Origin of the sequence: Pseudoalteromonas sp. S4492 (assembly GCF_005886115.1) — a bacterium.
In the GTDB taxonomy this organism is placed as follows: Bacteria; Pseudomonadota; Gammaproteobacteria; order Enterobacterales; family Alteromonadaceae; genus Pseudoalteromonas; species Pseudoalteromonas gelatinilytica.
This window is the reverse complement of record NZ_PNCP01000015.1, coordinates 1-13,786: the sequence shown is the minus strand read 5'-3', so window position 1 is coordinate 13,786 and position 13,786 is coordinate 1. Positions and strand designations below refer to the sequence as shown.

Annotated in this window: 11 protein-coding genes and 1 tRNA gene; 8 read left to right on the top strand and 4 right to left on the bottom strand. The window is 42.3% G+C overall.

From position 1 onward, the window contains the following. Positions 1-82: 82 nt before the first annotated feature. On the top strand, positions 83-3,298 hold the full coding sequence (locus tag CWC28_RS04575; protein ID WP_138624790.1) for a S41 family peptidase: 3,216 nt from the start codon (positions 83-85) through the stop codon (positions 3,296-3,298). A gap of 95 nt (positions 3,299-3,393) precedes the next feature. Here CWC28_RS04575 and rtcR read toward each other — a convergent pair whose 3' ends face one another. Next, complete coding sequence (gene rtcR, locus CWC28_RS04570; RefSeq protein WP_240494346.1) at positions 3,394-4,986, bottom strand: RNA repair transcriptional activator RtcR; 1,593 nt, start codon at positions 4,984-4,986, stop codon at positions 3,394-3,396. A 250-nt stretch (positions 4,987-5,236) separates the two neighbouring features. Between rtcR and CWC28_RS21890 the strand changes: the two genes are divergently transcribed. The 7 genes from CWC28_RS21890 to CWC28_RS04535 all read left to right on the top strand — a co-directional run bounded on the left by CWC28_RS21890 (position 5,237) and on the right by CWC28_RS04535 (position 11,356). After that, positions 5,237-5,307: transfer RNA gene (locus CWC28_RS21890), tRNA-Ser, on the top strand. A 233-nt stretch (positions 5,308-5,540) separates the two neighbouring features. Then, on the top strand, positions 5,541-6,695 hold the full coding sequence (locus CWC28_RS04560; RefSeq protein WP_063700808.1) for a slipin family protein: 1,155 nt from the start codon (positions 5,541-5,543) through the stop codon (positions 6,693-6,695). 28 nt (positions 6,696-6,723) lie between these two features. After that, a complete protein-coding gene (locus CWC28_RS04555; RefSeq protein WP_058586008.1) occupies positions 6,724-7,950 on the top strand; it encodes an RtcB family protein in 1,227 nt (408 codons plus the stop codon). 2 nt (positions 7,951-7,952) lie between these two features. Further along, positions 7,953-8,981, top strand: coding sequence for an RNA 3'-terminal phosphate cyclase (rtcA, locus tag CWC28_RS04550; protein WP_167350233.1), 1,029 nt, complete (start codon positions 7,953-7,955; stop codon positions 8,979-8,981). A gap of 15 nt (positions 8,982-8,996) precedes the next feature. Then, the gene (locus CWC28_RS04545) at positions 8,997-10,253 is read left to right on the top strand and encodes a multifunctional CCA addition/repair protein (protein ID WP_063700805.1); all 1,257 of its coding nucleotides are present in this window, start codon (positions 8,997-8,999) and stop codon (positions 10,251-10,253) included. Then, positions 10,250-11,065, top strand: a complete 816-nt coding sequence (locus CWC28_RS04540; protein WP_063700803.1) for a nucleotidyltransferase domain-containing protein — start codon at positions 10,250-10,252, stop codon at positions 11,063-11,065. Before CWC28_RS04545 ends, CWC28_RS04540 begins: the two co-directional genes overlap by 4 nt. Before the next feature lie 30 nt (positions 11,066-11,095). Beyond that, positions 11,096-11,356 (top strand): hypothetical protein, encoded by a 261-nt coding sequence (locus CWC28_RS04535; protein ID WP_063700801.1) that lies wholly within the window; start codon positions 11,096-11,098, stop codon positions 11,354-11,356. Positions 11,357-11,385: 29 nt separating this feature from the next. Here CWC28_RS04535 and CWC28_RS04530 read toward each other — a convergent pair whose 3' ends face one another. From CWC28_RS04530 to CWC28_RS04520, 3 genes are all read right to left on the bottom strand, one after another. Then, positions 11,386-12,645 (bottom strand): AAA family ATPase, encoded by a 1,260-nt coding sequence (locus CWC28_RS04530; protein ID WP_063700799.1) that lies wholly within the window; start codon positions 12,643-12,645, stop codon positions 11,386-11,388. After that, a complete protein-coding gene (locus CWC28_RS04525) occupies positions 12,632-13,282 on the bottom strand; it encodes an RNA ligase family protein (protein ID WP_063700797.1) in 651 nt (216 codons plus the stop codon). The genes CWC28_RS04530 and CWC28_RS04525 overlap by 14 nt, the downstream gene beginning before the upstream one ends. Before the next feature lie 149 nt (positions 13,283-13,431). Next, complete coding sequence (locus tag CWC28_RS04520) at positions 13,432-13,764, bottom strand: low molecular weight protein tyrosine phosphatase family protein (protein WP_063700795.1); 333 nt, start codon at positions 13,762-13,764, stop codon at positions 13,432-13,434. Between the last annotated feature and the right edge of the window lie 22 nt (positions 13,765-13,786).

Below are 13,786 nucleotides of genomic sequence, written 5' to 3'. Positions count from 1 at the left end.
AACACTGCGTTCATCGCAACTGCATCGCTATTTAAAACTGAATTGTTATGATGTAACAGTTCCCAAAATAGGATGTAATCCCATGAAAAAACTAACAACGTTGGCACTGGCCATGGCTGCGACACTGGCACCTTGGGCATCAGCTTACGAAACAAAAGACACGCGCTTACTGCGCTTTCCAGATATTCATAACCAAAACGTTACCTTTGTGTACGGTGGCGATATTTACATTGCTAATACACAAACAGGCGAAAGCAAACGCTTAACTGACCATATTGGCTTTGAAACCTTCCCTAAGTTTTCACCTGACGGTAAACGCATTGCCTTTGCAGCCGAGTACAATGGCAGCCGCCAAATTTATGTTATTAACAGCGATGGCTCAGGCTTAAAGCAACTGACTTACTACAACGATGTTGGCCCAATGCCACCACGCGGCGGTTTTGATTATCGTGTTCTCGATTGGACACCTGATGGCAAAAATGTGGTATTTCGTGCTAACCGCACACCGTGGGGTAAACGTATGGGTCGTCCATACATGGTGCCTGCTGACGGTGGCCTTGAGCAGCCTCTGGCTATTCCAGAAACCGGCGGCGGCATGCTTTCGCCAGATGGTAGTAAATATGTTTACACGCCAATTGACCGTGAATTTCGTACTTGGAAGCGCACCCGTGGCGGTCGTGCACAAGATGTCTGGGTTTACGATTTAAAAAGCAATACCTCAGAGCAGCTAACCAGTAACCGCGCTACCGATCAGCAACCAACCTGGGTTGGCGACAACATTTACTTTGTATCTGATCGTGATTACACCCTTAACCTGTATCAATACCAAAAAGGCGCTGAGCCGAAAAAACTAACCAACCATAAAGACTTTGACGTACTGTGGCCATCAGCTGGCCCAAATGCTGTTGTTTATGAAAATGGTGGTTACCTTTATCGCTTTGACCCAAAAACTCAAAAAAGCACTAAGCTGAGCATTAACATTGCTGGTGTGCGTCAATACGCAATGCCGTACACAAAAAATGTGAGTGACTTTATCGACTCAATGTCGATTTCTCATGATGGTAAACGTGCACTCTTTACTGCCCGCGGTGAGCTATTTAGCGTACCGGTTAAACAAGGCCCAACACGTAACCTATCTTACACAGCAAAAGGCCGCGAGGTTGACGCAAGTTGGTCGCCAAATGGTCGTTATATTGCTTATATGAGCGATGAAAGCGGCGAATACGAAATTTACTTAAAAGATCGCAGCGACAACAATGCCACTAAGCAGCTAACCAGCAACGGCACTATTTGGCGCTTTACACCAATTTGGTCACCTGATAGCTCAAAACTGTTATTTGCAGATAAAAACCACACACTCTGGTGGATAGATGCAAAATCGGGTAAACAACACAAAATTGATACCAGCATCTACGATGAAGAAGGTATTCGCCAGTATACTTGGTCGCCAAATAGCGAAGACATTGTGTATGTAAAAAACAATGAAAACCGCTATGCCTCACTGTGGCACTACAATATTGATAAAAAGAAAGTGACTCGCTTAACGGATGAAATGACCAATGAGCAAAACCCAACTTTCTCTCCTGATGGTCAATATCTGTACTTTAGTTCTGAGCGCGACTTTAACTTAGCCTTTAGTAGCTACGAGTTTGATTACATGTTTAATCGTGCAACGCGTATTTATGCCGCTGCCGTAAATGACAGCATCAAACCACTAATCGCACTACAAAGTGACGAAACAGCAATCGTCAGCGATAAACAAAAAGATGACGACAAGAAAAACAGTAATAACCTGCAAAGCAGTGAATTTATGCAGCGCGTTACCGCTTTAAATGCGCCAGCTGGAGATTACCGCGGTTTAACGGCAGTAAAAGGTGGCGTGCTAACACTGGCTAATGGCGGCCTACAATTAATAGGCACAGCTCACGACAGCGAGCTTGAAACTGTGGCTAAAGGGGTAAGCAGCTACACTATTTCGAGCAACGGTGAGCACCTGTTAGTGCATGCGGGTAACGATTACAGCTTAATTGAGCCTAAAGCAAAACAAGACCTAGCAGCGAATAAGCTGGATCTTAGTAACATGACCTTAAAAATTGAGCCACAAATTGAATGGCAGCAAATGTATGTTGAAGGCTGGCGTACATTACGTGATTGGTTCTACGATGAAAACCATCACGGCCAAGATTGGGACGCAATTTTAGCTAAGTATCAACCTATGGCTGATGCTATCTCACACCGTAGTGACCTAGATTACATTCTCAGTGAAATCGCAGGTGAAATAAACTCAGGCCACATTTATGTGCAGTCGGGTGATATGCCAAAAGCAGAGCGTAAAAAGCATGGTTTATTGGGTGCAAAACTTGCCAGCGATCCGTCTGGATACGTAAAAATTGAGCAAATTTTCCAAGGTGAAAACTGGCATGAAGACTTCCGCTCACCACTTGGCACAACAGGGGTAAAAGCACATAACGGCGACTACATCATTGCCGTAAATGGCCGCTCAGTAAAAGACGTCGCTAACTTCTACGAATTACTAGAGAACACTCAAGGTGAGCAAGTTGAGCTAGTCCTTAACAGTAAGCCGCGCAGCAAAGGTGCATGGCAAGTTACCGTTAAGCCTGTCGCCAGCGAGCAAGGTTTGCGTTATTTAGACTGGGTTAACTCTCGTGCAGCCTACGTTGATAAGCTATCAAATGGTCGTATTGGTTATGTTCACTTACCAAATACAGCCTACGAAGGTAACCGCGCCATGTTCAAAAACTACATGCCGCAAACCACCAAAGACGCCATGATTATTGATGACCGATACAATGGCGGCGGCTTTATTCCTGAGCACATGATCACCTGGCTTGCTCGTAAACCGCTTAACTACTGGAAGCGCCGCGGTGTTGAGCCAACGAAAACGCCACAATTTGCTCATGATGGTCCAAAAGCCATGCTGATCAATGGTTACTCAAGTTCAGGCGGTGACGCTATCCCTTACTACTTCCGTCAAGCAGGGTTAGGTAAGCTTATTGGTACCCGTACTTGGGGTGGATTAATTGGTATTTCGGGTAACCCAAGCCTTGTCGATGGCGGCCAAGTTATCGCGGCAACATTCCGCGTTTTAGATAACGATGGCAACTGGATCATCGAAAACGAAGGTGTCACCCCAGATATCAAGGTGGTTGATCGCCCAGAGCTAATCTACCAAGGTAAAGATCCATCGATTGAACGTGCCGTAGAAGAGCTTTTAAAAGAGCTAAAAGACAATCCGAAAAAGCCACTCACCGTGCCACCAGCACCGACTGACTTTTAATTCTTAACTGGTTGTTAAAAAGCAAAAAACCCCGCTGCAATGCGGGGTTTATTTTTGCTGAATGCCTAATATTCAAACTTGTATATACAAATAATTCAAGCTAAGTCAGACCATGTTAAATTGAATTTACGTAAGTATTTTTGTAATCGAGTAGAGTCATTGGCTTGTGCTTTTTTGGTACGGCTCACATCAAATAACTCACGCCCAGCTGAAGCCATGCTTGAATGTTGCTCACAAATACTAAGTACATAATTTAACTGAGCAATATCAAACTGATCTAAATTCGCTATTTGCTCTTCTGACAAATAGTGAGCAAGGCGATTAGACACTTTAGGTTGCACATTAGATTGCCATGAGTCTTGTAACCGTGCGATTTCGTCACTGACATCCGTCACAGTGATACGCGAAGAGTTCGCCAAAGTACATAAACGAGTAATTGCAGAGCTTAAATCACGAAAGTTTCCACGCCATACTGCTCGCTTCGACATAGCAAACTGCTCAAACAACTGCTTTGCTTCTTTATTGAATTGAATTCGCTGCCCGGTTTTTTGCTCAAATAAACCCATTTCATAGTCAATATTGGCAGGTATATCTTCTTTTCTGTCTTTTAATGCCGGTAACTGATAGCTCCACAAATTGATACGCGCTAATAAATCTTCACGAAACAGCCCTTTTTCGACTTCGGCTTTTAAATCTTTGTTAGTGCCAGCTATGAGTTGAAAGTCACTCGCAACAGTTTGATCACTGCCAACTGGATGAAAGGTCTTATTTTCAATAGCGTGTAACAGCATTGCTTGCTCTTCTAAACCAAGCTCGCCAATTTCATCTAAAAACAGCACACCATTATTTGCAGTGAGTAAGTAACCGCTTCGCTCTTTTTGAGCACCTGTAAAAGCTCCTTTTGTGTGGCCAAACAAAGCAGCCATGGCATTTTCACCACGTAACGTGGCGCAGTTAACCGACACAAGCTCACCTTTTAAAATGGCGCGCTTCTTTTTCAGTTTATAAATTCTCGTTGCCAACTGGCTTTTACCAGCTCCCGTAGGGCCCGTCAGAAGCATAGGATCATCTGAACGAATAGCCACAACTTCAATCTGCGCAATCAACTTATTGAATGCACTGTTTTTAGTTTGAATACCGCCTTTTAAAAATGCATTACCTTCTAAATGCTCTTTATCAAAACGAGTGGCAAGTTGATCATACTTAGATAAGTCCAAATCAATAATTTGAATCTTACCTGTCGCTTTATTTTGATTATGCTTATCGGGTGATGTTTGAATTAAACGCCCAGGAAAATGACCACTCTCGGTTAATAAGAAAATACATATCTGCACAACATGGGTGCCAGTCGTGATATGAAAAAAGTAATCGTGCTGATCAGTATCAAAACGCTGTTGATGACACCAATCATAGAGCTTGGCGTAAACCTCTTCAAAATCCCAAGGGTCTATAAAGTTAATATTTTCAAGGCATACCGTGGTTTCTGGGGAAACTGACTCAATATCTACTGCAACATTATTCGCTAAACGAGAGCTATGAGTATCATGCATCATATACAGCTTACTAACGATGAACTCTTCTTGACTACATAAGCTGACATTGGGTCGCCATCTTGCCCAACGGTCTACGCGCTTACCCACATAGTCTAATTGAGTTCCGAGAATACTCACCACAATCGTACTTTTCAAAATATATCCTTATAGATAGAAACTGTATCCATTTAAATACCAAATAACACTATCGTCAAGTACCTCATCACCCAACACAAACTACAAAAATAGAACAAAAAACATAAAAATCAGTGTGTTAATAAATAAAAAACACTCTTTTTTAGTTGTGGCACAGCTCTTGGAATAGAGAAGTGTGATTAATTAGGAGTGATTCAAATATCACCCTGGTGCGTTACACACTGTGAACACGTATGCCTAATCACAAAACTATTAATGTAGCTCAGAGGTAGAGCAGCGAAATGATTTCGTCGGTCATGGGTTCGATTCCCATCTTAATACTATAAGTAGCTCAAACAGGTAGAGCACCAAAACCAATTTGGATGTTGCGGGTTCAAATCCCGCCTTAGTCAAAATCGTAACTTTAAATGTTAGTAAGTCGTTGTTTGCGCTGACTGATAAACGCTTAAGCATGAACGATAACAGCAAGCCGGATGCTCCCTGTTATTGCGACACCCAAAGCCTTTTTCAGTTAACAAATACACACTTGCTAACTATCAATAAGGAAATAAAACATGTTAAGAAAAACACAATTAGTAGCAGAGAACCAAAGAGTGCTCGTTTTTAAAGACCAGCAACTAACAGACGTGTTAATGCCAGGAAAGCACCGTTATTGGGATTTTCAGAATCAGCTTGAGTTTGTCACCTTTGATATTAACTCGCTGTATTTCTCAGAGCGAAATACTGAACGTTTGTACCGCAATAACCCAATCTTGCAACAGCATATAAGTCATTGGAAACTTGAGAACAACGAGCTAGGTATGTTGTACGTTGATGATTTACTACAAGGGATCGTCGCTCCTGGTGAGCACTTATATATTTGGCAAGATGCAGGGGCTATAAAACTTGAAAGAATTACTCTCAACAGCACTCAAGCGCTGCCTGAGCAATTATTAAATTTAGTTAATCGAGCTGGTGCAAATAGCGCAACTCGCTTAATTAGAAGCGAAAAAACAGTCGCAATCAAACCGATCGCCGAGTTTAAAGTCGCGAAAGAGCATGTAGGCTTACTTTACATTAACGGCCATTTTATTGGGAAGTTGCAGCCTGGCATTCATGCCTATTGGCAATTTAATCATGATATTGAAGTGAAATGTTATGACTGTAGAACACAAAGCGTAGAAGTATCTGGGCAAGAAATTCTCAGCAAAGACCGAGTTAGCCTGCGCATTAATTTAACTGCCAATATCAAGCTGATAGATGCTGAGCTTGCAGCAAAGAGCGTAGATAAATTGGATGAATTCATCTACAAAACTCTACAGCTAGCACTCAGAGAAGCGGTTGGTACAAAAACGCTCGATGATATCTTATTAGATAAGTTGTATATCAATGAAACAGTGAAAGAGCTGGTGATTGAACAACTCAAGGAGATTGGTATTGCTCTATCTGGCGTTGGTGTGAAAGACATTATTTTACCGGGCGAGATGAAAGCCATTTTAAATCAAGTAGTCGAAGCGCAAAAAGCAGCTGAGGCAAATGTAATAAAGCGACGTGAAGAAACATCAGCAACACGCAGCTTACACAACACCGCGAAAGTAATTGAGAACAACCCGACGCTAATGCGCCTTAAAGAGTTAGAGGCATTAGAGAAAGTCGCAGAAAAAATAAATAACTTAACCGTTTATGGCGGCCTTGAAGGGCTAATGAACGGGGTCGTAAAAATAGCCTAACAGGCTAGGACGAGTAAGGAATCAAATTATGTGTAATAACTACAACACAATCGAACAACAAGGACAGGTACCTATAAAGGCATGGACAAAAGGCGTACCGTTTGAAGATGCAGCTATTGCTCAATTAAATAATATTGCGCAAATGTCGCTAGTTCATTCTCATATCGCGGTCATGCCAGATGTTCACATGGGCAAAGGCGCCACAATAGGTAGCGTCATTCCCTCTGTAGATGCGGTGATCCCTGCGGCGGTAGGCGTTGATATTGGTTGCGGTATGGTTGCAACGAAAACAACGTTAACGGCTTCGCAACTGCCCGATAATCTGGCGGCAATTCGTCATGCGTTTGAAGCTGCGGTACCACATGGTCGCACGGGCCGAGGTAGAGGGGCTCGCGACCGAGGTGCTTGGCATAATATTCCTGATGTTGTTGCAGGTGAGTGGCAAAAACTTGAGAAGCGGTTTGAAAAAATCTGCGCTAAGCACCCTGCAATTAAAAACAGTAATCATGTAAATCACCTAGGTACAATGGGCACAGGCAATCATTTTTTAGAGCTCTGCCTAGATGAAAACAATGCAGTTTGGATCATGCTGCACTCAGGTAGCCGAGGAGTTGGTAACCGCATAGGCACTTACTTTATCGAGTTGGCTAAAAAAGAGATGGAGCGTCATCAAATCAACTTACCTGATATGGATCTTGCGTATCTGAAAGAAGGAAGCGAATACTTTGATGACTATGTTGAGGCTGTAGAATGGGCGCAAGATTTTGCAGCTAAAAACAGAGAGATCATGATGTTTAACGCAATCAAAGCGCTTAAAAAGCAAATACCTATCGCTTTTGAAACCGCGGAGCTTGCTGTTAACTGTCATCATAACTATATCTCGCGTGAGCATCACTTTGGCAAAGATTGTTTTGTAACACGCAAAGGAGCTGTACGTGCACAAAAAGGTGAAATGGGGATTATTCCCGGAAGTATGGGAGCGCGCTCTTTTATTGTTCGCGGCTTAGGAAACCCAGATAGCTTTAATAGCTGTAGTCATGGAGCCGGCCGAGTCATGTCTCGTACAAAAGCTAAAAAGGTCTTTAATATTCAAGATCAAATAGCGGCAACCCAAGGGGTAGAATGCCGCAAAGATGCCGCGGTGATTGATGAAATTCCGCATGCGTACAAGGATATTGAAAAGGTTATGGCTGCACAGCAAGACTTGGTTGAGGTTGTACATACGCTAAAGCAAATAGTCTGCGTAAAAGGATGATAATGAACTATTTAATAATTGATGGTGCACAAGGTGAAGGCGGAGGGCAAGTACTTCGCACCGCCCTCACCTTATCAATGTTAACCAAACAAGCTATTGAAGTTGTTAATATTCGGGCCAAGCGAAAAAAGCCTGGCCTGTTACGCCAGCACCTAACCTGTGTGTTAGCAGCACAACAAATCTGTGATGCCGAAACAGCTGGAGTTGAACTGGGCTCAAACCATATTCGCTTTGCGCCTAAACAAATAAAAGCGGGGGATTATCACTTTGCGATTGGCACAGCAGGCAGTACAACGCTTGTATGCCAAACTGTATTACTGGCATTAGCGACAGCAAAGCAGCCCTCTACCATAACCTTTGAGGGTGGCACACATAATGGCATGTCACCTTCACTGTGCTTTTTTGAGCACTGTTATTTGCCAGCTTTAGCAAAAATGGGGGTACATTGCGAGCTTACAGTTACCAAGTATGGCTTTTACCCTGCCGGTGGTGGCAAATGGCAGTTAACCATTTACCCGTGTGAAACATTAAAGCCCTTTGCGCATTTTGCACCGCCAACTAAGGATGCCAAAAAGGCGATTAAAGTACTTGTTAACAAGTTACCGGGGCATGTTGCGAAGCGTGAAATTAGCACTGTAAAACAAGGCCTTGATTGGACAAGCGCTGAAACCACGATAACTCGTGTAGAAAGTATAGGAGCTGGAAACAGCTTGCAGCTACATATAACATCAGACACTCATAACAGTATTTTTGAAGTTATTGGTCAACATGGCGTTGCAGCACAAAAAGTGGCTCTCAAAGCAGTAGAGCAGGTTACACAATTTATCCAATCAGCAGCGGCAGTAGAAGAACATCTGGCAGATCAACTGCTTTTGCCATTAGCTTTGGCCGGTAAAGGCGAGTTCAAAACCAGTGAACCAAGCTTGCACGGCTTAACCAATGCAGAGGTCATAAAAACGCTTTTGCATGTAGAGATAACGTTTACTCAGCTTGATGATAACCTTTGGCAGGTATCATTAACTGATACCTAATTAGGATGATCGGCAATGGAAAACACATTAAAACATGTTTATTTAGTCGGCGGTGCAGTTCGCGACAAATTGCTAAACAGAGCGGCAGCTGATCAAGACTTTGTTGTTGTGGGTGAAACACCAGAAACCATGTTAGCCCTAGGTTTTGAAACTGTTGGTAGTGATTTTCCTGTATTTTTACATCCAACCACCAAGCAAGAATATGCCTTAGCTCGCACTGAACGAAAGCAAGGTCGTGGTTACAAAGGGTTCACGGTGAATGCCTGTACCAGCGTAACTTTAGAAGACGACCTTGCGCGACGAGACTTAACTATCAATGCAATGGCGATGAGTGCCGATGGCGAGCTTATAGACCCATTTAACGGCCAACAAGATTTAAATAACAAAGTACTTAGACATACATCAGCCGCATTTGCTGAAGATCCATTACGTGTACTGAGAGTGGCTCGATTTTTAGCTCGTTTTGGTGAAAGCTTTAGTATACATCCGGAAACCAAGGCATTAATGATGCAAATACACCAACAAGGTGAATTAGCTTATTTAACGCCAGAACGGGTTTGGAAAGAAACCGAAAAAGCACTTGCTGAGCCTCACCCTGAGCTTTACTTCAAGACGTTGTATGGTCTAGGTGTGTTTCCAGAAATAGATGCAATGAGTGGTGTTCCCCAACCAAAAGAACACCACCCTGAGGGCGATGTTTACACCCATACACTGTTAGTTTTGCAAAGAGCGGCTCAGCTAAATTTTGATGTAGAAACTCGCTTTGCCGCATTAACGCATGATTTTGGCAAGGCGACGAGCTTTGAGCTAAACGGCAATTTACATGGCCATGAACAACGCGGCGTAGCAGTGATCAAGGCGTTTTGTCAGCGTTTAAAAGTGCCTAAACGGTTTTATGAGCTGGCAGCATTAACCAGTGACAATCATACGCGTTGTCACAAAATCGCACAGCTAACACCAAAAAAATTACATAAATTACTTGTCGACAAGCTAAATGCGCAAAATAAGCCTGCGCGCTTTTTGCAGTTTTTGGATGCGTGTCAGTGTGATGCGCAAGGACGGGGACCAAGTTTTATACATCGCCCTTATGCGCAACGAACACTTGCACTGGATTTAGTAAAACAACTAAACAAGCTAGATAAAAAAGCACTTGTGCAACAAGCAATACACCAAGGTAAAAGCGGCATAGCCATCGGAAAAGCAGTTCGCGAAGCAGAAATAAAGCAACTACGTGATTACTTCACGGAGCAAATTAGTAAGGAAACAAAATGAATAACACAACAGCACACTCAGCAATCGATGACAGTGTAAGAGCTGAAATAATGCGACGCATAAAAGCGGCAGAATCAGAACATAACGTTAAAGTGTTATTTGCTATTGAGTCGGGTAGCCGAGCATGGGGATTTGCAAGTCCTAACAGTGATTATGATGTGCGCTTTATTTATGCGCATGCTAAAGATTGGTATGTAGCAATTGATGTTGAAGAGCAAAGAGATGTAATTGAATACCCAATCGTCGATGAAATCGATATAAATGGTTGGGATATTCGTAAAGCACTCAAACTATTCAGCAAATCAAATCCCGCGTTTATTGAGTGGTTACAATCACCCATAGTGTATGTTGATGATGGCTTTTTTGCTGCACATGCAAAGCGGCTAATGCCACAGATAGTGTCATCTCATAAAGGCATTTATCATTACCTGCATATGGCAAAAGGTAACTTTAGAGAGTATCTAAAAAAAGAGCGTGTGCCGCTGAAGAAATACTTTTACGTATTACGACCACTACTGGCGATTATGTGGCTCGAAAAATACGATGAACCTGCTCCGATTGAGTTTGATAAACTAAGGGAGCTTGTCAAAGAGAACCTTGCATTGGATGCTGCGATTTCAGATTTGCTCGCCCGAAAACGGGTAAGCTTAGAAAAAGAATACGCGCCAGCTGTGCCTGTAATTAATGAGTTTATTGAAGCAGAGTTAACACGGCATGAAAACTACACAGCTAACGTAAAGAAGAAAGTCGTCGATTTTGATGCTTTAAATCAGTTGTTTAAAACGACACTTATGCGATACGAGAGCGAATAGTTTTGTTATTTAAAATTAAAAAGGAATTATATGAAAAAGCTCATTACTTTGCGTTTACCCGCAATTTTAGCAAGCCTGATATTAATAGCGGGATTGATTTCATTAACATGGGAGAGTGGCACTTCCTATGATGATGGAGGGCTGGGTACGTTTTCATTTATTATCTTGATGCCAATAATGATATTAAGAAGCCTGATAAAACTCCCTGTATGGGTGCTCGTTCCTACGATTAGTGGTGGCCTATTCTATCTAGATTATTTTTTAAATAAGCGCTTAAAAAACAAAGAATAGGCTCGCAATGCGAGCCTATTTTGTAACAATTAAAAACGACCAAATTGATAAAGTAGCTGCCCTGCTTCGCCAATCACTAATTGTCTATGTGTTTGGCTTTGCCAAGGCCATTCAAACTTTTTAAGCTGATTTTGCTGCACGTCATCACTGACGCTAAACGTTCTATTGTGGTTGTATTGTTTTAAGCTTTTAGCACTTAATTGAAATACCACTAATGTGACTAATGCCCCGTAATTAATAGCTAACTCAATCAATGGTTCTCTAAAGTCTTTACGAGTGTTTGTAGCATCCCACACTAGGTTTCTTTTTTCAGCTAGTGCCTTTTTAAAGCGTTGCTTAGCAAGTTGCAAAACTTGCCCGCGACTTTTTTGGCAGCTACGTTTACCGTTAATTTCAGCCCTAATGTCATCAAGTGAGATGACTTCAAAATCGACTAAGTTATTTGCGATCCAAGTTGATTTTCCACTGCCGCTGATACCACACATAATGTAGCAATGACTGTACTGCTGACAGGTTGTATAGTTTTTCGCAATGGCTTCTTCGACAAGCTTAATGTCGCCATCAGCTAACTGTTTTATGGCATAACCATCCAACAATGTTTGCTCTGACTTAGTAGGCTTAACCTGTATCCGCGCTAAATATGTAGTTGTGGGATTAGTTACCCCCCATAACTCATAATCTTGTGCAAACATGCGATACTGCTCTAACAAATCAAGCTGTACTGCCAAGTCATTGCAAACTCGACCGCGCATATCGGCTAATTCAAGCCAATAGAGAAGTTCTAAATCTGCATTTAGTGATAACTTGAAATAATCACTAAACTCTTGATTTTTAATCACAAGGCGTTTTGGCACTTGATGAAAACCCACCAAGCCCATAATTACCATGATCACACTGTGCTCAAGCGGAAGCTCTATCAACTTAGTTGCTAAATAACTTGCACCAATTTCTTCGTGTAACGGAGCTACAACCCTTAACTGACCTTGAATCTCCTTTTTTCGGGTGGTCAATGGCTTGGCTATATCATGCAGTAAGGCAGATAAAATCAATGCTTGTCGCTTTTTACCTGTGATATGAGAAGCCTCAGCAGCAAGCAACTCATAAAGTGCTTTAAGCACTAAATCAGTATGTATTGCGACATTACCTTCTGCATGCCAAATTGAATCCTGCTCTGTTTGTTCAAATTCATTTAATAACGGAAAAAAGCGCCCTAGATTCATTACACATTCGGCAAAACTAGGAGTACTTTGCAGCTCAAGGCTGGCTAACCAGTTTTCAACTTTTTCCATGCTTGCCCCCTGCCGATTTTTGTAAACCATTTGCAATAACGTCTGCGTACATCCAATGCTGCTCGGTGGTTACATGGTTATTTCTAACCCACTTAGCTACCGCACTTGCAAAATCTTTGTAATGAAAACCTTCAGCAAGTCGCACCACATAGCCTTCTTGGTTCACTGTATCTATCGAAATAGCTTTAATTGTTTGCTCACACCAAAGACCAACATACAGCTCCTTTGGCGTTGTTAGCCCCAAGCTTGCAAGAAACTGCTTAGTGTCTTGCCAACTTAAACTCTGATTGAGCTCATTCCACACAGAAAAAGCCATAAAATAACTTGGCAAATTGTTGTATGAGATTGAATGCCTTGCATAAAGGTTCTCACCACAAATACGCCATCCGATTGGTATTTTATAACCTACTTGCGCTTGCAGTGCTTTTACCCAAGCGCGCGATGGATGAAAGCGGCTATCAATCGATCTTGCATGAATGTAGTCATTGTATAAGGTGGTATTTTCACCATCCATTTTTTCCGTGACCACAACTTGTTTGCCTACAAAATGGCTTAAATCTCGTTGCTTTACGTCGTCATTCGTAGCCCCCAATGACCATGGAAGGTGTGGGGTACGAGGATATTTAATTCTCATCATATTTCTCCATATCTACTCTAATTAGTAGCTAGATTCATTTAGCTTTCAAAGAAATAGACACAGCAGTACGTACTCATAGTAGTGACACTATAAGTGTTTGGATTGCTGTGCCTTGATGGAATTACATCGTTCTATCCTCGTTTTATTTATTATGCAGTGTGGTCGAAATAGCGATCGACTGACTGCTTTAAAGTTTCAATGAGTGCCTCATCCATATATTGGTACTCGTCGGGTATATCGAGTACCTGAATCGGCTTGTGCTGCAATAAACGGCTAAACTGCGCTTTTAGGCGTTGTTTATGCTTATGTTCCATCACAAAAATTATATCTGCCCAATTAATATCAGCAGTTGTTACCGTGTGCCTTGCTCGTGGGCTTGTACCTGCAGAGCGGGCTTTAATGCCATTGTATTGGTTGAATACCTTTTCTGCCGTTGGGCTACGCCACTGGTTACGGCTACATAGATACCCAAGCCACCTCAAAATGCAGAATTCAGCGTTTCAC

Coding starts and splice junctions, on each gene's coding strand:
- CWC28_RS04575 (WP_138624790.1), top strand. CDS start 83: ATGAAAAAACTAACAACGTTGGCACTGGCCATGGCTGCGACACTGGCA.
- CWC28_RS04560 (WP_063700808.1), top strand. CDS start 5,541: ATGTTAAGAAAAACACAATTAGTAGCAGAGAACCAAAGAGTGCTCGTT.
- CWC28_RS04555 (WP_058586008.1), top strand. CDS start 6,724: ATGTGTAATAACTACAACACAATCGAACAACAAGGACAGGTACCTATA.
- rtcA (WP_167350233.1), top strand. CDS start 7,953: ATGAACTATTTAATAATTGATGGTGCACAAGGTGAAGGCGGAGGGCAA.
- CWC28_RS04545 (WP_063700805.1), top strand. CDS start 8,997: ATGGAAAACACATTAAAACATGTTTATTTAGTCGGCGGTGCAGTTCGC.
- CWC28_RS04540 (WP_063700803.1), top strand. CDS start 10,250: ATGAATAACACAACAGCACACTCAGCAATCGATGACAGTGTAAGAGCT.
- CWC28_RS04535 (WP_063700801.1), top strand. CDS start 11,096: ATGAAAAAGCTCATTACTTTGCGTTTACCCGCAATTTTAGCAAGCCTG.
- CWC28_RS04530 (WP_063700799.1), bottom strand. CDS start 12,645: ATGGAAAAAGTTGAAAACTGGTTAGCCAGCCTTGAGCTGCAAAGTACT.
- CWC28_RS04525 (WP_063700797.1), bottom strand. CDS start 13,282: ATGATGAGAATTAAATATCCTCGTACCCCACACCTTCCATGGTCATTG.